The sequence below is a fragment of the Streptomyces lusitanus genome (genome assembly GCF_042647945.1).
GTDB lineage: Bacteria > Actinomycetota > Actinomycetes > Streptomycetales > Streptomycetaceae > Streptomyces > Streptomyces pseudogriseolus.
Genome location: NZ_JBHRWL010000006.1, coordinates 147,148 through 169,072 on the forward strand (window position 1 = coordinate 147,148; position 21,925 = coordinate 169,072).

The 21,925-nt window shown below is 71.2% G+C and carries 22 protein-coding genes; 9 read left to right on the plus strand and 13 right to left on the minus strand.

Annotated features, from left to right (window positions below; translation table 11 throughout):
• Window positions 1-174: 174 nt before the first annotated feature.
• The 4 genes from ACFOSY_RS10225 (at window position 175) to ACFOSY_RS10240 (ending at window position 6,218) form a co-directional block, all read left to right on the plus strand.
• Window positions 175-1,227, plus strand: a complete 1,053-nt coding sequence (locus tag ACFOSY_RS10225) for a hypothetical protein (protein WP_394306429.1) — start codon at window positions 175-177, stop codon at window positions 1,225-1,227.
• A 37-nt stretch (window positions 1,228-1,264) separates the two neighbouring features.
• Window positions 1,265-1,690, plus strand: coding sequence for a hypothetical protein (locus tag ACFOSY_RS10230; RefSeq protein ID WP_394306430.1), 426 nt, complete (start codon window positions 1,265-1,267; stop codon window positions 1,688-1,690).
• Window positions 1,683-2,309, plus strand: coding sequence for a hypothetical protein (locus ACFOSY_RS10235; RefSeq protein WP_394306431.1), 627 nt, complete (start codon window positions 1,683-1,685; stop codon window positions 2,307-2,309). Before ACFOSY_RS10230 ends, ACFOSY_RS10235 begins: the two co-directional genes overlap by 8 nt.
• A 363-nt stretch (window positions 2,310-2,672) precedes the next feature.
• Window positions 2,673-6,218 (plus strand): nSTAND1 domain-containing NTPase, encoded by a 3,546-nt coding sequence (locus ACFOSY_RS10240; RefSeq protein ID WP_394306432.1) that lies wholly within the window; start codon window positions 2,673-2,675, stop codon window positions 6,216-6,218.
• A gap of 8 nt (window positions 6,219-6,226) precedes the next feature.
• Here the strand turns inward: ACFOSY_RS10240 and ACFOSY_RS10245 are convergent, their stop codons facing one another.
• The 3 genes from ACFOSY_RS10245 to ACFOSY_RS10255 all read right to left on the minus strand — a co-directional run bounded on the left by ACFOSY_RS10245 (window position 6,227) and on the right by ACFOSY_RS10255 (window position 7,734).
• Entirely contained in the window at window positions 6,227-6,526 is a 300-nt protein-coding gene (locus ACFOSY_RS10245; protein ID WP_394306433.1) for an NIPSNAP family protein, read from the minus strand.
• 129 nt (window positions 6,527-6,655) lie between these two features.
• Complete coding sequence (locus ACFOSY_RS10250; protein WP_107476688.1) at window positions 6,656-6,847, minus strand: DUF397 domain-containing protein; 192 nt, start codon at window positions 6,845-6,847, stop codon at window positions 6,656-6,658.
• The gene (locus ACFOSY_RS10255; RefSeq protein ID WP_394306434.1) at window positions 6,844-7,734 is read right to left on the minus strand and encodes a helix-turn-helix domain-containing protein; all 891 of its coding nucleotides are present in this window, start codon (window positions 7,732-7,734) and stop codon (window positions 6,844-6,846) included. The genes ACFOSY_RS10250 and ACFOSY_RS10255 overlap by 4 nt, the downstream gene beginning before the upstream one ends.
• 319 nt (window positions 7,735-8,053) lie before the next feature.
• On the opposite strand from ACFOSY_RS10255, the gene ACFOSY_RS10260 reads away from it, so the two are divergent.
• Both ACFOSY_RS10260 and ACFOSY_RS10265 read left to right on the plus strand, forming a co-directional pair.
• The gene (locus ACFOSY_RS10260; protein WP_086679825.1) at window positions 8,054-8,278 is read left to right on the plus strand and encodes a DUF397 domain-containing protein; all 225 of its coding nucleotides are present in this window, start codon (window positions 8,054-8,056) and stop codon (window positions 8,276-8,278) included.
• 93 nt (window positions 8,279-8,371) lie between these two features.
• Window positions 8,372-8,839, plus strand: a complete 468-nt coding sequence (locus ACFOSY_RS10265; RefSeq protein WP_394306435.1) for a hypothetical protein — start codon at window positions 8,372-8,374, stop codon at window positions 8,837-8,839.
• Between the two features lie 4 nt (window positions 8,840-8,843).
• Here ACFOSY_RS10265 and ACFOSY_RS10270 read toward each other — a convergent pair whose 3' ends face one another.
• The 8 genes from ACFOSY_RS10270 to ACFOSY_RS10305 all read right to left on the minus strand — a co-directional run bounded on the left by ACFOSY_RS10270 (window position 8,844) and on the right by ACFOSY_RS10305 (window position 15,250).
• Complete coding sequence (locus ACFOSY_RS10270) at window positions 8,844-9,917, minus strand: hypothetical protein (RefSeq protein ID WP_394306436.1); 1,074 nt, start codon at window positions 9,915-9,917, stop codon at window positions 8,844-8,846.
• A gap of 155 nt (window positions 9,918-10,072) precedes the next feature.
• Complete coding sequence (locus ACFOSY_RS10275) at window positions 10,073-11,524, minus strand: phytoene desaturase family protein (protein ID WP_394306437.1); 1,452 nt, start codon at window positions 11,522-11,524, stop codon at window positions 10,073-10,075.
• Between the two features lie 16 nt (window positions 11,525-11,540).
• Window positions 11,541-11,747, minus strand: coding sequence for a hypothetical protein (locus ACFOSY_RS10280; protein WP_394306438.1), 207 nt, complete (start codon window positions 11,745-11,747; stop codon window positions 11,541-11,543).
• 37 nt (window positions 11,748-11,784) lie between these two features.
• Window positions 11,785-12,636 carry a serine hydrolase domain-containing protein gene (locus ACFOSY_RS10285; RefSeq protein WP_394306439.1) on the minus strand — a complete coding sequence of 284 codons (852 nt, stop codon included), beginning with the start codon at window positions 12,634-12,636 and terminating at the stop codon, window positions 11,785-11,787.
• A gap of 34 nt (window positions 12,637-12,670) precedes the next feature.
• Window positions 12,671-13,702, minus strand: a complete 1,032-nt coding sequence (locus ACFOSY_RS10290; protein ID WP_394306440.1) for a hypothetical protein — start codon at window positions 13,700-13,702, stop codon at window positions 12,671-12,673.
• Window positions 13,699-14,310, minus strand: coding sequence for a DUF5819 family protein (locus ACFOSY_RS10295; protein WP_394306441.1), 612 nt, complete (start codon window positions 14,308-14,310; stop codon window positions 13,699-13,701). Before ACFOSY_RS10295 ends, ACFOSY_RS10290 begins: the two co-directional genes overlap by 4 nt.
• Window positions 14,311-14,347: 37 nt before the next feature.
• Window positions 14,348-14,701: a hypothetical protein gene (locus ACFOSY_RS10300; RefSeq protein ID WP_394306442.1), complete on the minus strand. Its 354-nt coding sequence runs from the start codon at window positions 14,699-14,701 to the stop codon at window positions 14,348-14,350.
• 276 nt (window positions 14,702-14,977) lie between these two features.
• Window positions 14,978-15,250, minus strand: coding sequence for a helix-turn-helix domain-containing protein (locus ACFOSY_RS10305; RefSeq protein ID WP_394306443.1), 273 nt, complete (start codon window positions 15,248-15,250; stop codon window positions 14,978-14,980).
• 348 nt (window positions 15,251-15,598) lie between these two features.
• Between ACFOSY_RS10305 and ACFOSY_RS10310 the strand changes: the two genes are divergently transcribed.
• Window positions 15,599-16,045, plus strand: coding sequence for an ATP-binding protein (locus ACFOSY_RS10310; protein WP_394306444.1), 447 nt, complete (start codon window positions 15,599-15,601; stop codon window positions 16,043-16,045).
• A gap of 53 nt (window positions 16,046-16,098) precedes the next feature.
• Here the strand turns inward: ACFOSY_RS10310 and ACFOSY_RS10315 are convergent, their stop codons facing one another.
• Window positions 16,099-17,259 (minus strand): restriction endonuclease, encoded by a 1,161-nt coding sequence (locus ACFOSY_RS10315; protein WP_394306445.1) that lies wholly within the window; start codon window positions 17,257-17,259, stop codon window positions 16,099-16,101.
• Window positions 17,260-17,286: 27 nt separating this feature from the next.
• Window positions 17,287-18,600, minus strand: a complete 1,314-nt coding sequence (locus tag ACFOSY_RS10320; RefSeq protein ID WP_394306446.1) for a hypothetical protein — start codon at window positions 18,598-18,600, stop codon at window positions 17,287-17,289.
• A gap of 203 nt (window positions 18,601-18,803) precedes the next feature.
• On the opposite strand from ACFOSY_RS10320, the gene ACFOSY_RS10325 reads away from it, so the two are divergent.
• Window positions 18,804-20,618, plus strand: a complete 1,815-nt coding sequence (locus ACFOSY_RS10325; protein ID WP_394306447.1) for a DUF4357 domain-containing protein — start codon at window positions 18,804-18,806, stop codon at window positions 20,616-20,618.
• On the plus strand, window positions 20,615-21,868 hold the full coding sequence (locus ACFOSY_RS10330; RefSeq protein ID WP_394306448.1) for an McrC family protein: 1,254 nt from the start codon (window positions 20,615-20,617) through the stop codon (window positions 21,866-21,868). Before ACFOSY_RS10325 ends, ACFOSY_RS10330 begins: the two co-directional genes overlap by 4 nt.
• Window positions 21,869-21,925: the final 57 nt, after the last annotated feature.

The following is a 21,925-nucleotide window of genomic DNA, read 5'->3' on the forward strand; positions in this document are numbered from 1 at the left end:
GCGGCGCCGTCCGTGATCTCGGTGTGACCGTCTCGCCAACGAGGCCGACTGGGCCATGACCCCCGTTGAGCGCGGAGGCGTTGTCAGTGGTGTGCGTCAAACTCGGGAAGCAGACACCCTCCGTACCGGCCGTCTGTCCACGCGCCTCACTCCCTCCATCCGCAAGGAGCAGCCATGGCACACCTGCACAACCAGTTCGACGACCTACTCACCCTGATCAACGTAGATCCGGACGTCCTCACGGCGACGCGCGAACGTCTGGCATTGGCGCGGAAGTTGGCCGAGCAACACCCTGAGGGCCGTGTGTCGTACAGTTCGGGTTCGATCCCTGCTCGCACCCACATTCAGCCACACGCGGGAGCGGTCAGCGACGGGGACGGCGGGATCATCCTGGACCGTGTCCGCCACCCAGAGCTCGGTCCTGACGGGGAAGGGGAGGCCCCGCACACCGTCACTGACGAACTCGTCGCGTTCATCGGTCCAAAGCTCCGCGACCCGGACCGCACCCCGTCCTACCCCAAGGCGCGGGTCTACAAGTCCCGGCGGGGCCTCAAAATTCACTTCGGCGCTCCGGTTAACGGCACGGATGTCACGGTCGATCTCATCGTGGCGCTGCGCCGCCGCGAGGGGCGCGGGCTGTGGATCCCCGACCTGGAGCGCGCCCCGGACTCCAACAATGCCTGGAGCGCCAGCGACCCCCAGGGCCACGTGGAGCTGCTGACCTCCGGCACCGACGCCCTGCGGCGCACCCGGCGCCGCGCCATCCGCATCCTCAAGGCGTGGAATGCTCAGGCAGCGAAACCAGGCTTCTCCTCGCACCTAATCTCCATATGGGCCTACGAGTTCGTCGAGCCGGGAATGGGCCTCGTCGGCGCAGTCCACACGGTGCTGCTGGAAGCCTCCCTGCGCCTCCAGCGAGGCGAGCCGACCAAGGATCCGCGCTCCGTCTCGCCCGACCTCAAACCGCTCATCCCCGTCGCAGACGCCGAGCGACGACTGCGGGTCGCCGCCGACAAGCTCGCGAAGGCAATCGCCGACCCCGACGACATCGACACGGTTGCGGAGGTCCTGGAGCACCTCTTCCCTAAGACGATGCGTGAACGTGAGCGCGCATTCTCCGCCGTCTCCACTCCCCTGAGCACCACCGCCAAGCTCGGTCTCGCGGGCGCTAGCCGGCCCCTACCCAAGACGCGTTCGTGGCGGGAGGACGCAGCCGGTGAGCGGTGACCGGCGTCCCGCGCGCCGTCCTTGGTTCGCCCGTCCCATGGCTCGCGCCGAGTTGATGACCGGGATGCGCTCAACGGGGCTCGACGTACGCGAAGTGGACAGGCCCGCCGACTTCACGTCCGGGTTCACCGTCCAGGTCTACCCGCACGTGCGGATCCTGCCCTCACACAGTCTTCGCATCGTCTTCGCCGCCGACGATCCCGCAGTCCCCCGCGTCCACGCACGCGGACCCGACTGCCCCGCCCACCGCAACCCCGACGGTTCCCTGTGCCTGTGGTACCCGAAGGACGCCCCCTCGCGCCGCTGGTCGCCTGGTGACGGCGGGCGGCTCCTCATCGCGATCATCGTCCGCCATCTGCGCTGGGAGGCTGCCTATCGCGCCACCAACGTCTGGCCAGGCTTTGAAGCACCCCACGGCCACGGTTCGCCGGGCCTCGACGAACAGGACCGGACCATTGGCTGACGCGATCAAGGCCTTCGGCCCATACGCCGCCGTTCTCGCCGCACTCGTGACCGGCCTCATCCTCGGCCTCCAGGCACGAATCAGCCGCCGCGCCCAGCTCCGGGAGCGGAAGCAGGAACTATTGGCGAGCGCGTACGAGGTGAGCATCCAATACGCAGAAATGGCGTACGCCGTGCGGCGCCGCCGCGCGGACGCCGCCGCCGAGGAGCGGGTCCGCCTGTCGGAGCAACTGCGGGAGATACAGGCCAGGCTGACCTGGCACGAGGCATGGGTTCGCTTCGAGGCCCCTGAGGTGGGCGCCACATATGACGAACTTGTCACCCATACGCGGACGGTGGCGGGGCGGAGCATGAAGGATGCCTGGCTCTCGCCCCCAGCGGCGGACGACGCAGCGATGGTGATCCCGACGTCGGTCGTCGACCTGCGGGCATTGGCGGATGTCCGCGAGCGGTACATGGCCGCAGTGGAGGCGCACCTGCGCCCTCAGGGCCGCGTACGCCGCCTTTTCTCGCACGCCCCGCGTCCTCGCCCCGCCTTGCCACCGTCACCCGCGCCTGCTCCCCCGACCGCCGGGACGGCCCCCGGTACTCCCGGCGGCCCTGGCGACGGGACGCCGTAAGACGATGCACGTGCGCCCCCGTAATCAGCCTCTCTCGCCTCCCTAACCTGCGCATTCACCAACAGCACGTGAACGGGGATGGGTTGCAGCCAGCGCCGCAGGTGTGGCCCGCGGCACCGGGTGAGCAAGGAGGCCGCAGCGGTGTCTGCCCGGCGTCGCTGGCGTTACCGCCGGCCCGGGAATCGCCTTCACCCGTGGCCGATACCCGTACGTCCGGTTGAAGGCTTCTGCGAGGGCCCAGAAGATGGTCGCCGGCGTATGGGATGACACATCGGCTGCCCCTCGGGGTGTCGGTTGAACGGGGGTTGAGTTGGTGCTGGTGCGTGGCGACTTCGTCGAGAGCGGTGCCCAATGAGGAACCGTATGCAAGTCACACTGCAGATCCTTCTGGCGCTGGTCGCCTGCTTACTCGGGATCGCCACCAACTACGCGACCAGCACCGACGAGGCTCCTTGGATCCTGGAGGCGATCCAGCGGTTCTCCGTTCCGGCCATCGGCGTACTGATCGTGGCGCTGGTGGTCGGTCAGGTCGTCGTCTACCGGCTGGAAAATCCCGCGCCTCCCCGGGTCGAGTGGCCGCGCGAGCGGGTGCCGTATCCGGGGCTCGACGCCTTTGACGAGGACGAGGCGCCCGTCTACTTCGGACGGGAGGCGCAGGCCGCTGAACTGACCCGAAGGCTCCACGCCACCGCGACCCGCCCCGAGGAACGCTTCCTGGCACTGGTCGGGGCGTCCGGAAGCGGCAAGTCCTCGCTGGTCAGGGCCGGGGTGATGCCTCGGCTGAGGGAAAGTCGCTGGACCGTCGTCCCGGCCTTCGCTCCCGGTGCCGACCCGCTCGGCGCGCTCGCCGGTGCGCTGGCCGCCGCCGGCCACGGGCATGAAACGGCCGGCGCCGTGCTGCGCAGGCTGAGGCAGGGACCGGACGCGCTGAGGGGCGAGCTGTCGCGGCTGCGCGAAGGCCGGTTCCGGCGGACGCTCCTCGTGGTCGACCAGTTCGAGGAGATCGTCACTCTGGCGGGGGAGCGGGAACGCGCCCAGTTCCTCGAAGCGCTGCGTACCTGTACGGAACGGGATCCAGCGGTCCGTGTGCTGGTGACGCTCCGGGTGGACCTGCTCGGTCGGCTCCTTGGCACCGGACACGCGGAACTTCTGCAACATCCCATCGCGATCGGCACGTTGGGCAGAGCACAGCTTGTCGAGGTCGTGGAGCGGCCCGGGACCCTCGTAGGCCTTCGCTTCGTGCCCGGAGTCGTCGACTCCATCGTGAACGAGACCGGCACGGATGACGCGCTGCCGCTGCTCGCCTATCTGCTCCAGGAGCTGTACTTCGCTGCCGGCCCCGGCGGGACGGTCACCGAGGAGCTGTACCGGCGGCTTGGTGGAGTGCCGGGCGCGCTGGCACGTCAGGCGGACAACACCGTGACTGCGCTCGGCGCGGGCGTGGGCATCGACTTCGTCCTCCGCGTACTGCTCCGGTTCGTCACCGTCGAGGGGCAGGAGGTGGCTCGCCGCCGGGTGCCGTTGTCCGAACTGGACGAGCGGGACCGTCATGTCGTGGACGCCTTCGTCGAGGCGCGGCTGCTGCGCACCGAAGTCGCGGGCGGAGGCTCGGCGGCCGACGGCAGCGAACCCTGCGCACAGGTGACGCACGAAGCCCTGTTCCGCCAGTGGGCGCCGCTGCGACAGGAGGTCGAGGCGCGTGCCGAACGCCTCCGTGAGCGTGCCGAACTGGAGCGCTGGGCCGCCGACTGGGAGCGGGCCGGACGCAGCGACGACTACCTCCTGACCGGAGAGCGCCTGACAGCCGCAAGGCGCTGGCTCGAAGCGCTGGAGGAGGCCGGGCAGGCGTCCGAGCCGTCGCGCGCGCTCGTCGAACACTCGCAGCGCCGTGACCTGACCTTCCTGAGCCAGGTGTCGGAGAGCATCGGCCGACAGGTTCTTCTGAACGCGGAGAGCGAACCCGAGCGCTCTCTGCTGCTCTCGCTCGCCGCCCTGGACGAGTGCGCGCCTACGCCATCGGCCCGGCGCGGGCTGATGGCGGCTCTGGCGGCCAGTCACCTCCGCTCCCGGCTCGACGGGCACACGGACACCGTCCGGCACATCGCCTGGTCGCCGGACGGGCGCATGCTGGCCACGGCGTCCAGGGACGGCACGGGCCGTGTGTACGACGCGCCCTCCGGACGCGTGCGGCTGGTGCTGCCGTACGACGGTGTCATGGTCGAGTCGGTCGCCTGGTCACCGGACTCGGCGCAGCTCGCGACCGTCGGCCGTGACCATGTCGTGCAAATCTGGGACGCCGTCACCGGAGAGCCGGTCCGCACTCTCGTCGGCGCCCGGGACATCAACAGGCAGGTGGCCTGGTCGCCGGACGGCCGACGTGTCGCGGCGAGTTCCAAAGACCGCGTCGTGCGGGTCTGGGAGACCGACACCGGGCGGCTCACACATGAACTGTGCGGGCACAGGGAGGATGTGTGGGGCGTGGCCTGGTCGCCGGACGGTGACCGCCTCGCGTCCGCCGGTCACGACCAGACCGCGATGGTGTGGGATCTGACGACAGGGACAGCGGCCATCACGCTCATCGGGCACTCGGACTTCGTGGAGGGCATCGCCTGGTCGCCGGACGGACGGCACATCGCGACCGGCTCCGGGGACCACACCGCCCGTATCTGGGACGCCGGGACCGGTGAACTGCGCCTTTTGCTTCGCGGGCACACCGACTACGTGTGGAACGTGGCGTGGTCGCCCGACGGGCGGATGCTGGCCAGCGCCTCCTCCGACCGTACGGTGCGTGTCGTCGACACCGAGGACGCCAAGGTGCTGGCCGTGCTGCGAGGCCACACGGACACCGTGTGGGGCGTCGCGTGGTCGCCTCGCGGATCGATGCTCGCCACCAGCTCGACCGACGGCACCGGCATGGTGTGGGACCTGCGTCCGCGTGGCGCCGAGGCTGTCCTGGCCGATGGGCACCGAGGGCCGGTCAACCAGGCCGCCTGGTCCGGTGACGGCAGCCGCTTCGCCACAGCCTCGGACGACGGCACCGTGCGGGTGTGGGACGCGGCGACCGGCGTGCCGGCCGGTCCTGTGACAGAGGCGGGGGACCGGGTCTGGGCCGTGGCCTGGGCTCCGCAGGGAGAGCGGCTCGCATTCAGCACGAACGACGGCCTGTTCCGGATCGCCGACGCGCACGAGGGCACGCTCTTCGAACACCGGGGCGAGGTGATCGAGGGGTGCGCATGGTCGCCGGACGGACGACGGATCGCCACCGGCAGCCATGACGGCACCGTGCGTGTCCTTTCCGCACAGGACGGGACCGGACTGCTGAGACTGACGGAACACCAGGACTGGGTCGGTCGCGTGACCTGGTCCCCGAGCGGACGTCTGCTAGCCAGCTGTTCCGACGACCGTACGTGCCGGCTGTGGGACATCGTCGAGGGACAACAGCTCACTGTGCTGCGCGGCCACGACAACTACGTGGAGGACGTCGCATGGTCACCGGACGAGACAAGGGCCGCCACCGCCTCCGGGGACTGGACAGCAGCCATGTGGGACGTTCGCACCGGACGGCGCATCGCGGTGATGAGGGGGCACGAGGGACGGGTTCGCGCCGTCGCCTGGTCACCCGACGGCCGGCACATCGCCACAGGGGCCGACGACCGGACCGTGCGGGTATGGTCCGCCACCACATGCGAGGAGATCTCCGTCGTCGGCGTGCACCAGGACAAGGTGACCTCCGTCGCCTGGTCTCCGGACGGCGCACACCTGCTCACGGGGTCGGCCGACGGGACGGCGCGAGTGTGGCAGGCAGAGCCCGACTACGACCGGCTGAGAGCGACTGCCCGAGGAAGAGTCTTCCGCACCCTCACCCAGGAGGAACGGCGGCAGCACCTCCTGCCGCTCGCCCCCACGTGACCGTGTGATCAGTACGCCGTTTCGACCGTACGGTCGTCGGTGTGGACGAGGTAGTCGTCCGGGTCCAGGCCCATGGCCTTGCGCTCGGGCGACGACCAGTAAAGCTCGTTACGCTCGGCGAACGTCTCGGGACCCTCGTACGAGATCAACCAGACGAACTGGTTGCGCTCTCTGTCCGTCCAGGCCCCGTCGATCGTGAACCCCAACTCCAGTCGCAGCGGGACGATCTCCTCCCGCCACCGTGCCACCCACTCGTCGAGCATGCCGTCCCGGACCGTGTACGTGCGCAACTGTGTTGTCTTCGGCATGCGGACATCCTCTCTGGTGAAGGGCATCAACACCAGGACCTGGTGCGTGAGGCCGCCTGACCCCCTTCACCCGTGAAACGCACGGCGCGTGCCGTCCACCGCTCAGCAGACGGCACGCTCCTTCGTCGCTCAGCGTTCCGACGCGAACCGTACGAACTGCCCCCAGCCTTCGCGGCCCACGGCGAAGGCCGGTCGGGTCACGTCCTTGGAGTCCCGTACGTGGACGGCCTGTTCGGCGATCGCGACCTCCACGCAGCTGTCGCCCTCACTACCGCTGTAGCTGGACTTGAACCAGGCGAGTTCCGACGTACCGCTGCTCATAGTTCTCCTCGCAGTCGCTCCAGCAGGTCCCGGGATTCTGTCGGGTTCAGGGCCTGCGAGCGCAGTGTGTCATAGCGCTGACACAGCACAGTTACCTCTTTTGAGTCGGAGATCAGCCGCCCGTTCTTCTGCCCCTCCGAGTAGGCGAGCCTTCTCCCCTCGAAGGTCTCCAGGATCTGCAACGGCCCATCCAGACACGCATGCAACCGCGCCTCCAGCGGCACCACCTGAAGCGTCACGTTGCGCGGAGCTGTGAGTTCAAGGACGTGGTCCACCAGCCCGCGCATCTCCTCCGCGTCGCCGAACCGCCGCCGGAACACATGCTCCTCGACGATGAAGCTGAACGGCACCGTCGGCCGCTCCCGCATCATCACTTGTCGTTCCATCCGCGCCGCGAGCTGCACCTCCAGCTCGTCATCGGTCCGCAGCGGGATCGTGCCTTCGAACACCGCCCGCGCATAGCCTTCCGACTGCAACAACCCCGGAACCAACCGGCACTCATACGTGCACAGACTCACCGCCTCCCTCTCCAGCCTCGCCCACCGCCGGAACCACGCCGCCAGCCCCGCCTCCCCCCGCGTCAGATGCCGCGCCGCCTTCCGCAGTGCCCCCGTGTTGCCCAGCGCCTCCTCCGCGCGCTCCACGAACGCCTCGTCGGGCATCCGGCGCCCCAACTCCACCGACTCCACCGTGTGCTTGGAGTACTGCACCCTCGCCGCGAGGTCCGCCCGGCTCAGTCCCGCGTGCTCGCGCAGCCCCTGCACGACCGCCCCGAACGTCCGCAGGCTGTCCGACGGATGCGGCTCCCGCTCCCACTCCCCCGCCGGAACCGCCCGCGAGCCGGCGCTCCCGGCAGCCGTCTCCCCCTCGACCCCGACCACGTCCATCCGCCGCCCCTTTCCTCTCCTCCGTGCCGCGCGCCACGGCGGCTCCTCACACCGCCCGCGTCTCCACCCCAAGACTGACGGATCATCAGACGTACCGTCCACTCTTCGTGTCCGTACGCTGACTCAGCGTACGGGGTGCGACACTCGTCCCCGCCCCCGTCCGACCGCCACTCTGAGGTCACGGAGATTCCGGGCCGAGCCGTCCGTGTCCGCCGCTCACCTGCGGAAACACCCGGCGAAGGTCCCTCCGTGCACTCCCGCCCACCCCGGGCGGCGGCGGCCGGACCCGGCCGCTTCGGACGAGCTGGAAGGTGCAGTCATGCAGAACGGAACCGACCTCTACGCGCTGGACATCGGCGGGGCCTCGTTCACGAAGGCGTGCGGCGGCCCCTGCACCGAGGGGTGCGTGACCCTGGCCCGGATCGGTGCGGACGCCTGGGCGCTCGGTGACAGCAAGCGGCCGGACGTGGAGCCGCTGCGGTTCACCACGGAGGAGCTGGACGCCGCCGGTATCGACCCGGCCCGCTTCGGCCTCGGCGCCTGACACCTCCCTCCCCTTCCCTCCCAGCCGCCGGCCGGACCGCGTTCCTCCCGCGCGTCCGGCCGGCCCTCCTCGTCACGGAAACGGGAACAGCACGTGCACCACCACGCCTACCTCTGGACCGGCCCGAAGGCCCGCTTCGACGACGAGGCCCTGCGGCGGCCCCCGCACCCCGATCCGCCCCCGGCCGGAAGCAGGCCGGAACTGATCGAGCGCTACCGCCTGGTCGCCGCGGAGTTCCGCACGTCGGACCTCCCGCCCCTGGAGACGGCGTACTGGCTCGTCAAGCCCCGCTCACTCGTGCGGGGCACCTGGGAGGAGGCGAAGGAGGCCGCGGCCTGGTTCGGTGAGCGGCTGGCCGAGTACGCCCCGAGGTTCGCCGTGGAGCACGAGCGGGACACCGCGCGTCTGGCCCGGCTGGTGGACTCCGCCGCCGAGCGTCTGCACGCGGGTGGCGACGTGTCGTACGGCGTCTACCTCGAACGCCCCTCCTACCTCTCCCTCGCCGTGGTCACCTGCTCCCCGAACCGCACGGCCCCCGACCTGCCCTGCCCGTGCGCATAGACCTTTACTGCATCAAGTCGGTGTGCGGGTGCTCAGGGGACTCCGGGCAGACATAGAGCTGCATGTTGTCGGTGCTGCCCACTTCCACCCGCGTCGGCTGTGCGGGGCTCAGGCCGGCGATGTGACTACGGGCGGAGGCGGCGGCCCGTTCCTCCTGCGGCGCCCACCCGTACGTCTGGCTGTCCCACTCGAAGGAGGCGATGGTCAGCAGCGGGACCATCCGGGCCTCGCAGACGGCGCAGTACCGGGGGTTCGGGTCGGTGCGGCCCCACGGCGGCCAGCCGCCGACCTTCCAACCGGGAGCGTCGGCCAGGTGGGCGTCGTAGTACTCCGCCGGGTACTCCTCGTACGAGCCGTGCACCACCGCACGGGCCGCCTGCCATCGGCTCCAGTCCTGCACCACCTGCTTCACCTCGGGGCTCAGATCGAGGCTGCAGGGGTACTCGGTGATCGCTTCCGGGGCCAGCACACACGGCTCCGGCACATAGCCGTCGTAGTTGGCCTCGTACGGTTCCGGTGGCGTGGCGAGGACGTCCGTGACCGAGGCGGCGGAGCGCCAGAACACCCTGGTCGCGGGCTTCCAGTTCGGCTCGTGGTCGTAGGGGCACCAGAGGATCTGGAGCAGATCGGCCTCTCCGGGGGGCCGCAGCAAGGGCACGTCACGCAGATACAGCTGGGCCACGGGCAGCAGGGGGACCGGGCCCTCATCGGGATAGGGAGGGCCCGCGTCGAGCCGCTCCGCGAGCCTCGCGGCCTTCTGCTCCAGCGCCGCCACCTCTTCCGGCGTGAACGAGGGGCCGTACGGGTCGTCATGCTCCTGGGCCCGCCGGTACCTGCCGAGCCGTATCGCCGCCGGTGACTCGCGGAAGCCGCTGTCACCGTGCAGGTGCGCGTCCTCGCAGTGCGGCCAGGGTTCGTCGGCCGGCCACAGCAACGGTCCCCCGACGGAACTGTCCTGGACCGACGGCGATCCCGGGCGGGGGTGCAGCCGGATCGCGGGACGCGCCAGCGGGGCCAGTTCAGGGAACAGCTCGGTCACCTCGACCGGCCGCGGTGGAGTCGTACGTACGAGAACCATGCCAGTGATGCTGTCACCCGCCACCGACAGTGCCCCGCCTCCGCGGAGGCTCCGGGACATCGGGAACTCCGTTCCGGCTTGACCGCGTTCCTCACGGCCCGGCCGCCGGGCGCCTCCGGGTCCGGGCCCGTCGTCGTCCGGCGTCGCGGACGGCGTCAGCCTTCGAGCAGGTGTGCACTCGCGGGCCGGTCCGCCTTCGGCCACGTGTCCAGTGCCGCCCGCGCCGCGTAGTACCCGCACATCCCGTGGACCGAGGGGCCCGGCGGGGTCGCCGAGGAGCACAGCCATGTGCCGGGCAGGGGCGTCCGGTAGGGGTTCCAGCGCGGGACGGGGCGGGCCAGCGTCTGCCGGAGGGTCATCGCGCCGGAGGCGATGTCGCCGCCGACGTAGTTCGCGTTGTACGCGCCCAACTGAAGAGCCGACATGCCGCGTTCGGCGATCACCGTGTCGGTGAAGCCCGGCGCGTGGCGTTCCAGGGCCGCGCGGATCATCGGCAGGGGGTCACGGGGATCGCCGTGGGGGACGTGCGCGTAGGCCCAGACCGGTCGTCTGCCCCGGACGGCCCGTGCCGGGTCCGCGGCGGCCGGGTCGACCACGATGATGTACGGGTGCCGGACGCTCAGGCCCCGGGCCGTCGCGGTCTCGGCGTGGGCCAGTTCCTGGGCCGTGCCGCGGGTACCGCCCAGGTGGATCGTGGCGGCGTGGGAGAGGCGCGGGTCGGCCCAGGGGATCGCGCCCTCGACGAGGAAGTCGGCCTTGGCCGCGCCCGGTCCGTACCGGTAGCGGGACAGCGCGCGGAGGTACCCGGCGGGCAGCGGGGCGATGCGGGCCAGTTCGCGGGGCGAGACGTCCAGGAGGGTGAGCCTCCGGGTGGGCAGGTCGTTCAGGCTGTTCACCCGGACGCCCGTGTGGATCCGGCCGCCGAGCCGTTCGATCTGCCGGGCCATGACGGCGGCGACGGCCCCTGAACCGCCCTGGGGCACCGGCCAGCCGGTGGTGTGGGCGAGGTGACCGAGCAGCAGGGCGACAGCGGCGGACGCCGGTGAGGGGAGCCGGCCGATGCCGTGCGCGGCCACACCGGTGAGGAGCGCCCGCGCCGCCTCGGTGCGCAGGTCCCCGCCGGCGCGCAGGGCGTGGGCCGGCAGGCGGGTGGCCAGGAGGGCCAGGGCCCTCGGGTTCGGCGGGGTGCGCTGGGTGGAGAGCATCAGGTCCACCACGTCCGCGGAACGCTCCATCAGCGGGAGCATCAGCCGCCGCCATCGCCGCCCGTCCGCGCCGAGTTCGGCGCAGGTGGCGTCGAGGTCACGCCAGGCCAGGGCGGCCGGGCGGCCCTGGAGGGGGTGACCGTAGGCGGCCGGGGAGTGCAGCAGGGCGACGCCGTGCGCCTCCAGGCCGAGTGACCGCATGAACGGGGACACCGGGGTCATGGGGTGGACGGCCGCGCAGATGTCGTGGAGCACCTCCGAGTCGAACAGGGCCTCCGTGCGCAGCCCGCCGCCAACGCGCTCGTGTGCTTCGAACACCTCGACCCGGAGTCCGGCGCGGGCCAGGGTGAGCGCGGCGGCGAGCCCGTTCGGCCCGGAACCGACGACGACGGCGTCCGTCATAGGTGTCGTCGTCCTCTCAGTGGAAGGCCAGCCAGGCGATGCCCAGCGCGCAGGTGAGGCCCGCGGCGGCGACGGCGGCGGGCCGGTTGCGGTGCAGGGCGAGCCAGAGCAGCGCCGCGGTGAGCAGCACGGCGCCCGTGCCGATCGTGGCGCGCAACGGCCCGTCGTCGTAACCGAATTCGTCGACATGCTGGACCAGCCAGGCGAACCAGGCGATTCTCACGACGTTTCCCGTGACCCTCTCGGTGTGGTGGTGGGGTTCATGCCCCGCCGCGCGGCGCGGGTGCCGCGAGCAGGGTCTTCCTGGCGAGATCGTCGGTGCCGTCCGGCGCGCCCAGGCGGTGCAGGACGATCCAGCGGCCGTCGTCGTGCGCGGCGGCGATGACGGACGAGCCGCGCGTGGCGCCGTTGTGCCAGGTGATCGAGGAGCCGCGCTGCCAGGTGGGCGCGGGCGGGCCAAGCCGGCGGTCGACCAGCAGTCCGGTCACGACCTGGGACAGCGTCCGGCAGGTGGACCACAGGCCCCCGGCCGGCAGGATCGGCCCGGTCAGCGTCCACAGGGGGCGGGGCCGGCCGAACAGGTTCCGTGGCACGAGACGCCGTTCCCGCGGCGGCAGCGCGGTCACCGCGCCCGCCTCCAGTCCCAGCGGCATCAGGACGTATGCGTCGACGAGTTGCTGGTACGAGCGTCCCGTGACGGTGGTGAGGGCGTGACCGAGCACGGCGTACCCCAGGTTGGAGTACTCCTCCTGGCCCAGCGGGCCCGTGGCCACCCGGTCCAGCTCGCGCAGCGAGGCGCGCAGGGCCTCCTCCGTGAAGGTGGCGTACGGGTCGTCGGGCGGGCCGGCGGGGCCGACCGGCAGGCGCGGCAGGCCCGAGGTGTGCTCGGCGAGGTGCCGGAGGGTGATGCCCGTCCCGGCGGGCACCTCCTCCAGGCAGTCCTCCAGCGGAGTGTCGACGCCGACCACCCCTTCCTTCGCCAGCTCGGTCAGGACGGTTCCGGTGAACACCTTGCTGAGGGAACCGATCTCCACGAACCGGTCCCGGTCGTGGCCGTGGGCGGCCCGGTCCTCGACACCGGTGCCGCCCAGTTGGCAGAGGGGGGTGGGCATACGGTCTGTCACTCCTGTCGGTCGGTGGGGTCGGTCAGACGGGTTCGGCTGTGGGTACGGTCGTGCGGGTCCCCCGCTCCCCGCCGGGCGGCTCCGCCGTCGAGAGGTCCGGCGACTCCCCGTCGTCCGGCTGGGGCGTCCGGGAGCCGGGGAACCTGGCCCGCACCCACAGCAGGGCGCGATCGAGGGCACCGGACAGGAAGACCAGGTCGCACGCGATCATCGTGAGGGCGAAGCCGGTCAGCCCCATGAAGAACGCGATCGACACGTGGAAGCAGATGGACGCGGCCGCCGCCCAGGGACGCAGCGCCGGAACGAGCACGCCCAGGGGGAAGTAGACCAGGAAGGCGACCGTCCCGTACGTGCCGAGGACGACCAGGACGTCGTTCTCGTACACCAGGTTCGACCAGCCGGGCAGCTCGAACTCCGCGACTCTCATGATGTAGAAGAGCGCGGTGCCGTCCTGCCACTCCTCACCCATGACCTTGTAGAGGCCGGAGACGACGTAGACCAGGCAGATCTGCGCCGCCACCATGAGGACGCCCAGGTTGTGGAACGGCACGGAGACCGCCCGCAGGTGGCCGGGAACGTGCCGGGCGAGGCGGCTCGCGAGGCCGGTGGGCAGGACGAACCGGTCGTAGCAGTGGGTCAGCAGCAGGAACGGGATGACGACGTACGCGAGGTTGTCGCCGCCGTCCAGGAGACCGGGCTGCCGCTGGTAGACCGACCACAACAGGGCCCAGTGCAGGGCCAGTCCGGGCCGGCCGCCGACTCCGAGCATCACCGCGAGCGCGGCGGCGATCCCCAGGTGGTAGACGAGCTGGAAGTACCAGGGCGATGCCGAGAGCGTGTAGAGGCTGAAGCCGGTCAGCTGCGCCGTGAACTCCTCGTGCGGGAGCACCCCGTCGGGGCCGAACAGGTAGTTGCGCTCCTGGTACTGGCTCACGTAGTACATGAGCCCGACGAAGCCGAGCAGCGCCCGCGTTCCCGAGACGCCGGTGACGGCCACGGGGTGCAGGGACCAGGAATCCAGGCGGCCGGTGATTCCGTTCAAGGACTTCTTCATCGCAGATCCCGGGTCTTCTGCCAGGCGAAATCCTTCACCAGGACTTTCCCCTCGGCGGAGGGGTCGTGTCGCTTCGACCACGGCGGCAACTCGTGCACGTACATACGGATCTGGATTCTCTCCATGTCCCCGTCGCACGCGGCGGGCATCTGGTCGTAGGCGTACCGGGACAGTCCCTTCACCGCCTCCGCCTCGGTGGCCTTCTCGTACGGCAGCGGGGGCAGCATGGGCTTCTTGTCGTTGGTCTGCTGCTGCCGGATCCTCCGCAGAAGCTCCTCGCTGCTGGTGATGTTCTGGAGATGCGCGGACACGATGCGGTTCTCCCGCGACGGGAAGAAGCGGGAACTCCGCGCCTTTTCCACTCCGCGAGCCGTCACGTCGTAGTACTGCGTCACCGATCCGTCCGCGCAGGCGGCCCGCGCCAGGACGCCCCGGTCGTCGGAGACGGGTGTCGGGGCGAACAGCTGCCAGTTCTGCGAGAAGTACGGGTCGAGGTATTCCGCCACCCAGTCGCCGTAGACGAGTTTCGCCGGGCTGATCGGCGCCTGGGACAGGGCGGCCATCGTCATGTGTGCGCCCAGGAGGGCGCCGCCGACAACGAGCGCCACCCTCCTGGTGGTGCGGTACGGGTGCGTCACGTGGTGCTTACCGGTCGAAGACCGTGTCGGCCGTGACGCCCTGCGGCAGCTCCGCCGGAGCGGCGAAGACACTGCCGTGCGACAGCATGTTGTCGGCGTTGCTCTTCGCCACGACGGCCATGCCCTTGCCGACGGCGGTGGCCTTGTGGGCCCCCTTGGTGGCGGCCTTGCCCACCGCCTTGGCGGCCTTGCCCACCAGGGAGCCGAGGGCCTGCGGCGCCTTGTCCTGCGACGGCTGGGCGGCGGCCACGGGCGCGGCCGGCTGGACCGGGGCGGCCTGAGCGCTGCCCTGTGTGGCGACGAACAGGGCGACACCGGCGGTGGCGACACCGGTGGCGGTGACGATCTTCTTGATGTTCATGCGGGTTTTCTCCCCCAGGACGGTAATCCAGGAATGGGTATGGCCGTGCGCCTCGGTCCGGTGTTCCGGACATTCATCGACGCGCGGCCGGCAACGCATTCGAGCCTGCCAGTGTGCGGCGGGGTCATCCATTGCCTCTAGCGGCATCGCCGTTACCGGCATTGCCGTTCCTGGCATTGCCTCATGCGGCAATACCTCGTTGGGCAATGCCTCATCGGGCGATGCCTCATCGGGCAATGCGGCGCGGCGTCGGGCAATGCCTGGCGCGGCAATGCGTCAGGAGGCGGTCGCGTCCTCGGCGAGGGCGTCGTAATGGTGGAACGCCACCAGACTCGCCTCGAACCTGGATCCCACTTCCAACTTGCGCACGACACTGGTCACATGCGCGCGGACGGTGCGCTCCGCGATTCCCAACTGCCGGGCGAGGACGCGGTTCGTCTCGCCTCTCGCCAGGCAACGGAGCACTTCACGTTCCCGGGCCGTCAGGCGCGCCAGCGTCGCCCCGTCAACGGAAACGTCGAACGGTCGGGTCTCTACGACCGTGGTCAAGTGAAATCTCCCCCTGCGTACGTACCCCTGCCGGGCCGGAAAACGGCGCAACAGGGTGAAACGGTCACGCTTGGCAGCAGCGGTGGTCAATCGCCGCGCCGACGCGTCACCCGGATCATTTCTTTACCGGCAGTTTAGTAGCGGGTTGGGAGCAGAAAGCTACACAGGTGACTTGAATCACAGGCAAGTTCCGTCAAGTTCCGTCAAGGGCGCGGAAGGGCTGGTATTGGTACAGACCTGCCGTCGGCGCGGCTGCCGCGTACCGCCCGCCTGCGCCGTCCGTACGCGTGCCCCGCGTACGAGGCGTGGCACTCCCCTCCGCCCGCGCGCAGCCGCCACTCTGACGCCATGAACCACGCAACACCGGGCGTAGGCGCGCCCGTTCACACCTACACGCAGTTGCTGTCGTCCACGCGGCGCGGCGCCCGTCTCGCCCGGCTGCTCGCGGTGACCGAGCTGCGCTCCCGGGGCGTCTCACGGGACCTCACCGAGCGCGCCGAACTCGTCGTCGCCGAACTGGCCGCCAACGCCGTCCTGCACGGCCGCGTGCCCGGCCGCTGCTTCCGGCTCACCCTCGTCCTCGACCCGGCGGCCGGCCGCCTCCGCGTCGAGGTCAGCGACGCCCGCGGAGACCTCCGCCCGCTGCCCTGCCTCACGGACCCCGCGTGCGACCCGCTCGCCACCACGGGACGCGGCCTGACCCTCGTCACCGCCCTCGCCGACCACTGGGACTGCGTCCCCTACCCGCCGAGCGGCAAGACGGTCCGGGCGGAGCTGCTCGACACCGGGGCGTGAGGGCGTCGGGCCGCCGGGGCCGTCGGCGGCGGGGGCCACACCGTGCCGGGGCGTCAGACACGCAACCCCAGCTTGAGGGCTGCTTCTCGGGCCTTCTCGTCCGCCGAAGCGATGAGTTGCTTCCGTCCGCCGTGCGTCTGGAAGTCCGCCCGCGACCTGGCCAGCAGGGACTCCGCCCGCTCGGTCAGCTTGTGGGCCGCCTTCAGCGCCTTGATGCGGTCCTTGGTGTACCGGTTGGACGGCAGTGCGTGGACCTCGCTCGTGTGCGCGCGGACCCGGGCGATCAGACGGAGCACGGTCTGCCGCTGCGCGTCCAGCTCGGCGGCACGCCGGCTCGCACGCTCGGCCGCCGCCCCTCTCCCCCACCCGGACGCCTGGGACCAGCCCGAGGACGGGGCCGGGGCGGAGCGGGCGGACAGACGGGTCGCCGTCTCGTTCAGCGGAGTGACGTGGCCGGACTCCGCGAGGGAGTACAGCGCGACCTTTCTTTCGTCGGCGAACTGGCGCGCGGCGGCCGTGTAGCCGCCGGACGCGTAGAACAGCAGGTGCTGGTGCGGGTCCGCCACTCCCCGCAGTTCGCGGACGGGACCGACGCCGATCGGCTGGCTGTAGTGCTTCACCTGCGCCACGGCGTCCCGCGCGAACACGTCGATGCCCCCGTCCGCACCGGCGCCCGTCACGCGCGCGTCGGCGAATCCGAGACCGCGCATGTGGTCGACGGCGGCCAGCTCAGCGTCCTGCCACGTAAGGATGACTCTCGGGTGGTACGACCCGGCCACGCCGACGCTTTCCTCCGCGCGCGGCGTCCCTGACACGCGGCCGGCCGCCGCCGCGTGGTGGGCGGTCGGCGTGGCGGCGGCCGATCGGCCGGCGGCGGTCAAGGCGCTCGCCACGTGCGGGGGAAGCGGCTTGAGCTCGATGGCGCCTCCGGGCGCGTCCAGCACGAGGGTTTCACCGAAAGCCGACCGGCTTCCGGTGCCCACCAGGGGCAAGGGGCGGCTGAGTTCGACGCACTGCACCCGGAAGGTGCCGCGCCACAGAAGCAGACGCCGAGCGGTCAGTGCGCCCTGGTACCGGAGGGTCACGAACAGCAGCTCGACCCGCTCACCGGCTCCCAGACGCGACAGCAGCTGTTCGGCCTGGGGTGAGCCGCTGGTCCAGCCGCTGCCGCGGACGGCGTCGGAGGTGCGCGGGTCGCTGCGAAGATTCGACACGGTCACTCGCTATCGGCGTCCGCGGGCCTACGCGTGGGCGGGCAGGGCGGGGAACACGACGAGCGAGCCGTCCGTGTCGCGGGCCATCTCGATCGCCACGTCCGTCGCGGGGGCGTGCGGCACGACACTCTCGCCCAGTCGGCGGAGACGGTGCGCGGCACGCAGCAGGCGGTCGACCTCGGGAGCGAGGAGGGGACGCCGATTAGAACGACCCAGTTCGAGCGCCGACAGGCGTACCAGGACCTGGGCGATGCCCGACTCCAGCGCGTCGACGCTCTCCTGCTCGCGCCGCAGTACACGGGTGAAGTTGCGGAACGGGTTGCCGGGCTCGCCGTCGGCGTGCTCCACGGCCTGGAGGACGGCGACCCGCCGCTTCAGGGCGATGACCAGGGAAGCGAGTTCGAGATGGGCGCGGAACGTGCCCGCGTCCTCGTCGATGCCGGGGAACGCCTTCGTCAGCGTGCCGAGTTCGACGGGCTCGCCCTCGGGCAGCGCGTCCAGAGCGCCACGCCACCGGGTGAGGCGGTCCTCGGCCTTACTCACCGCCGTGTCGAGGGTGTGCACCGCCGAGTCGAGTCCCAGCGACAGACCGAGCTTGCCCTGGTCGAGCAGAACAGCCGTGGCCTTGTCGATGGCAGCACGACATCCGTTGAGTGCGCTGTGCTCGTCGTTGAGCCTGTCCTGCTGAAGTTGCTCCAGCATGTCAGTGATGTGCTCGATGGCTTGCCGGCGCTTTTGGTCGGCGTGCGCGCTCACGCCCACCGCGACGGCCATGAGCACCAGCGGAGCGGCCACGGTGAGCGCCGTACCGCCGGCGGCGACGGCGCCCGCGGTCGCTCCCGCTCCGCCGGCCGTGCCCGCCGCTGCGGCCCCTCCTACCGGCACGAACGTCGCGCCGCCCGCGATCTTGCCCGCGGTGTCCACGAGCGGCCCGCGGATCCCGCCGGCCACCGCGTTCGACGGCATCGAGCGCAGGAGGCCCTGACCGAGCTGGGCGGCGTGCTTCGCCGGGACCACGATGCGGTACAGGTTCTCACCGGAGGCGGTCACCTTGGCCGTCGTCAGGGAATTGCGCGAGGCCCGCGTGACGAACTCCGACAGGTGCTGCGCCAAGGGACTCACGGCGTCGAGCCGGATGCCACGGCTCCGGTCGATCTTGTCGGGCAGGGGGTGTGCCTCGAGTGTGACGATCGGTTCGTCCGCCAGGGCGGCCAGCACACCCCGCAGCTCGTCCAGCCGCTCGGCCGTCATCGGCCCGTCCCCGAACACCTTCGGCACCTGGACGTCCCGCGTCGCCAGCGTCCAGACCGGAACGTTCGCCGGCTTGCGATAGTCGATCATCGTCCCCCCAACTCATCCCCACGTCAGCCCGCGACCGACGTCCCAGCAGAACGGTATAGCCGAATCACGGCACCGTGTGTCACTCGCCCCACGCGCCCCGTCTCGCGGCACAGAGGGTAAACCTGACCCATGTTCGTTGACGCTGTCAACGTGTAGCCTGTGAGGCGTCCGATGCAGGCGTCGTCCCTCCCGGAAGGTCACCCATGCCCCAGCCCGACCGTCTCCCCGGCACGCCCGAGTTCCGCATCAGGTTGCCGCAGGACGGGGCCGAGGCGCGTGGGTGGCTGTTGACGCGGTTCGGCGGCAACGGGACGAACAGGTTCCTACTGCGTGAGGGGTCCCTCGTGACCGCCGAGGAGTGGCCCGGGCTCGGCCGTCACGCCCGCCGGTCGCGGGCGGAACTCCGCGCGGAGGGCGCCCTCGTGGACGCCCCGCCCGTCCCCGGCCGGCCCGAGGGCGCGCCCGCGCGGTGGGTGGCGACCCGGGACATCGAGTGCAACTCCTCGTCCGCCGCCGCCGCGCTGGTGTACGGCTACGACGCCTCCGGCCCGGAGTCCTGGCGCACCGACGAGGGGCACCCGCTCTCCGACTACCAGTCCACCGGCTGGCGCCCCCCGCACAAGGCGTGGCTGGTGCGCGGGTCGAACGTCTCGGGGCACAACCTGGTGCGGCAGCTGTGGCTGAAGGAAGGGTTCGTGTCGCTGTCGGGCGCGCACCTGCCGCCGCTGGAGGAGTCCGACCCGACGAAGAGCGCGCTGCGCCGGTTCGTCGAGGACGGCTACGAGGGCGCGGCCTCGTACCACCAGAAGCAGGGCCTCGTCGACGAGTTGCACGCGTTCCTGACGCAGATGCGGGTCGGCGACACCGTGGCGACCTACGACGACGACCGGCTGTACCTCGGCCGGATCACCGGGGACGCCGTGCAGACCACGTCGCCGGGCGGGCTGTCCAACCTGCGCCGGTCGGTCACCTGGCGGGCCGACGGTCACCCGTACGACGAACTGCCCGGCGAGCTGCGGCAGAAGCTGTCCGTGCAGCACGACGTGGTCGATCTGACCGGCGTCCTGGACGCCCTCGACGGGCTCGCCGGCGAGGCGGACGGCACGGGCGGGGCCGATGTGGAGGACACCTTGGAGCGCGTGGCGCCCAAGGAGCTGACGCTGCCCGGGATCGGCGAGGCCCTCGCCGAGGAGCTGCTCGTCCACGACCGGGCGTGGCTGGAGGAGCTGCGCGAGCTGCTGATCGACGAGAAGCAGCTGGTGTTCTACGGCCCGCCGGGCACCGGCAAGACGTACCTCGCCATGAAGCTCGCCGAGCACTTCGGCGGCGGCCCGGAGCAGGTCAAGATCGTGCAGTTCCACCCGTCGTACGCCTACGAGGACTTCTTCGAGGGGTTCCGTCCGGTGGAGGACCCCGAGACGCGGGAGGTGGCGTTCCGGCTCACCGCCGGCCCGCTGCGGGAGCTCGCCGACCTCGCCTCCCGCGACGGCAACCGGCACGTCCCGCACTTCCTGATCATCGACGAGATCAACCGCGCCAACCTGGCCAAGGTCTTCGGGGAGCTGTACTTCCTGCTGGAGTACCGGGACCGCTCCGTGCGGCTCACCTACTCGGGGGACGACTTCCCGCTGCCGCCCAACCTCTTCGTGATCGGCACGATGAACACCGCCGATCGGTCCATCGCGCTGGTCGACGCGGCGATGCGGCGCCGTTTCGCGTTCGTGGAGCTGTCCCCGCGCACCGAGCCGACCGCCGGCCTGCTCGCCCGCTGGCTCGCGCGCGAAGGGCGCGACACGGAGCCGGCCCGCCTCCTCGACGCCCTCAACTCCCGCGTCGACGACGCCGACTTCGCCATCGGCCCCTCGTACCTGATGAAGCCGGGCGTGTACCGCGACGGCGGCCTCGAACGGACCTGGCGCACGAAGATCCTGCCGCTGCTGGAGGAGCACCACTACGGCGAGGGCATCGACGTCGCCGCCCGCTACGGCCTCGACGCGCTGCGCGAGCGGCCGGCATGACCGAGCCCGTGCCGGACGTGGTGCTGCGCGAGTACGGGCCCGCCGTCTCCGTGCCGCTCGGCGCCGCGGCCGGCCGGGCCCTCGCCGCCTCCAGCATCCTCCAGAGCGTCACGCCGGATCCGGCCCGGGACGGGCACTGGCTGCTGCGGGCGGGCAGCCGGGTCGGCGCGCTGCGCACGCCCGGCGGGCCGATCGTGCGGATCATGCCCAAGACCCCGGTGAGCCGGATCTTCTTCCTGCTCGGGTTCAGCCTCGCCCCGGAGCGGGCCTGGCGCGACGACCGGGAGGGCACCGTCGACACCGGCGCGTACGACGACGTGGTGCCCGCGCTCGCCCACGCCGTGGAGCGGCGGATCGACGCGGCGCTGCGCCTAGGGGTCCTCCAGGGCTACCGGGAGGTGGCGGAGCCCTCGCTGGTGGTGCGCGGGCGCATCCTCGAGGCCGAGCAGATCAGACGGCACTTCGGCCGTACGCCGCCCGTGGAGATCGCGTACGACGCCTACACCGCGGACACCGCCGAGAACCGCATCCTGCGGGCCGCCGTCGAGCGGCTGCTGCGCCTGCCCGGCGTTCCCGGTCCCGTGCGGCGGCGCCTGGCCCACCTGCGGGTCCGGCTCGCCGACGCGCTGCCCCTGGTCCGGGGGCAGGAACTCCCCCGCTGGCAGCCCTCCCGGCTCAACTCCCGCTACCAGCCGGCCCTGCGGCTCTGCGAGGCCGTCCTGCGCGGCTCCTCGCCGGAGCACACGCCGCCGGGCACCGATCCGCTCGCCGTGGACGGCTTCCTGATCGACATGAACCAGCTGTTCGAGGACTTCGTCACCGTCGCCCTGAGCGAGGCGCTGAAGGACCACGGCCTGACCGCCCGGCTCCAGGACACGCACCACCTGGACACCGCCGGCCTCGTACGGATCCGTCCCGACCTCGTGGTGCGCACCCGTGACGGCCGGACGCCGGTCGCCGTCGTCGACGCCAAGTACAAGGTGGAGAAGGGCGACGGCCGCCTCAACGCCGACCTGTACCAGGCGCTGGCGTACGCCACGGTGCTCGGCCTGCGCGAGGCGCACCTGGTGTACGCGGCGGGGCGGCTGCCCACGCGCTTCCACGAGGTGCGCGGGACGGCGGGCGGCGCGGACGGGCGCGGAGTGCTGCTGCACCAGCACAGCGTCGACCTGTCCCTTGAGCCGGGGCAGCTGATGTCGGCGCTGCGTGACATCGCCGTACGCCTGACCCGCGCCCGCACCCCCGCGTGACCCACGCCCATCAAGCCGACGGAAGCCCGACTGAAGTCCGACGGAAGCCCGACGGAA

Coding starts and splice junctions, on each gene's coding strand:
- ACFOSY_RS10225 (WP_394306429.1), top strand. CDS start 175: ATGGCACACCTGCACAACCAGTTCGACGACCTACTCACCCTGATCAAC.
- ACFOSY_RS10230 (WP_394306430.1), top strand. CDS start 1,265: ATGGCTCGCGCCGAGTTGATGACCGGGATGCGCTCAACGGGGCTCGAC.
- ACFOSY_RS10240 (WP_394306432.1), top strand. CDS start 2,673: ATGCAAGTCACACTGCAGATCCTTCTGGCGCTGGTCGCCTGCTTACTC.
- ACFOSY_RS10245 (WP_394306433.1), bottom strand. CDS start 6,526: ATGCCGAAGACAACACAGTTGCGCACGTACACGGTCCGGGACGGCATG.
- ACFOSY_RS10250 (WP_107476688.1), bottom strand. CDS start 6,847: ATGAGCAGCGGTACGTCGGAACTCGCCTGGTTCAAGTCCAGCTACAGC.
- ACFOSY_RS10255 (WP_394306434.1), bottom strand. CDS start 7,734: ATGGACGTGGTCGGGGTCGAGGGGGAGACGGCTGCCGGGAGCGCCGGC.
- ACFOSY_RS10260 (WP_086679825.1), top strand. CDS start 8,054: ATGCAGAACGGAACCGACCTCTACGCGCTGGACATCGGCGGGGCCTCG.
- ACFOSY_RS10270 (WP_394306436.1), bottom strand. CDS start 9,917: ATGGTTCTCGTACGTACGACTCCACCGCGGCCGGTCGAGGTGACCGAG.
- ACFOSY_RS10275 (WP_394306437.1), bottom strand. CDS start 11,524: ATGACGGACGCCGTCGTCGTCGGTTCCGGGCCGAACGGGCTCGCCGCC.
- ACFOSY_RS10285 (WP_394306439.1), bottom strand. CDS start 12,636: ATGCCCACCCCCCTCTGCCAACTGGGCGGCACCGGTGTCGAGGACCGG.
- ACFOSY_RS10290 (WP_394306440.1), bottom strand. CDS start 13,702: ATGAAGAAGTCCTTGAACGGAATCACCGGCCGCCTGGATTCCTGGTCC.
- ACFOSY_RS10300 (WP_394306442.1), bottom strand. CDS start 14,701: ATGAACATCAAGAAGATCGTCACCGCCACCGGTGTCGCCACCGCCGGT.
- ACFOSY_RS10310 (WP_394306444.1), top strand. CDS start 15,599: ATGAACCACGCAACACCGGGCGTAGGCGCGCCCGTTCACACCTACACG.
- ACFOSY_RS10320 (WP_394306446.1), bottom strand. CDS start 18,600: ATGATCGACTATCGCAAGCCGGCGAACGTTCCGGTCTGGACGCTGGCG.
- ACFOSY_RS10325 (WP_394306447.1), top strand. CDS start 18,804: ATGCCCCAGCCCGACCGTCTCCCCGGCACGCCCGAGTTCCGCATCAGG.
- ACFOSY_RS10330 (WP_394306448.1), top strand. CDS start 20,615: ATGACCGAGCCCGTGCCGGACGTGGTGCTGCGCGAGTACGGGCCCGCC.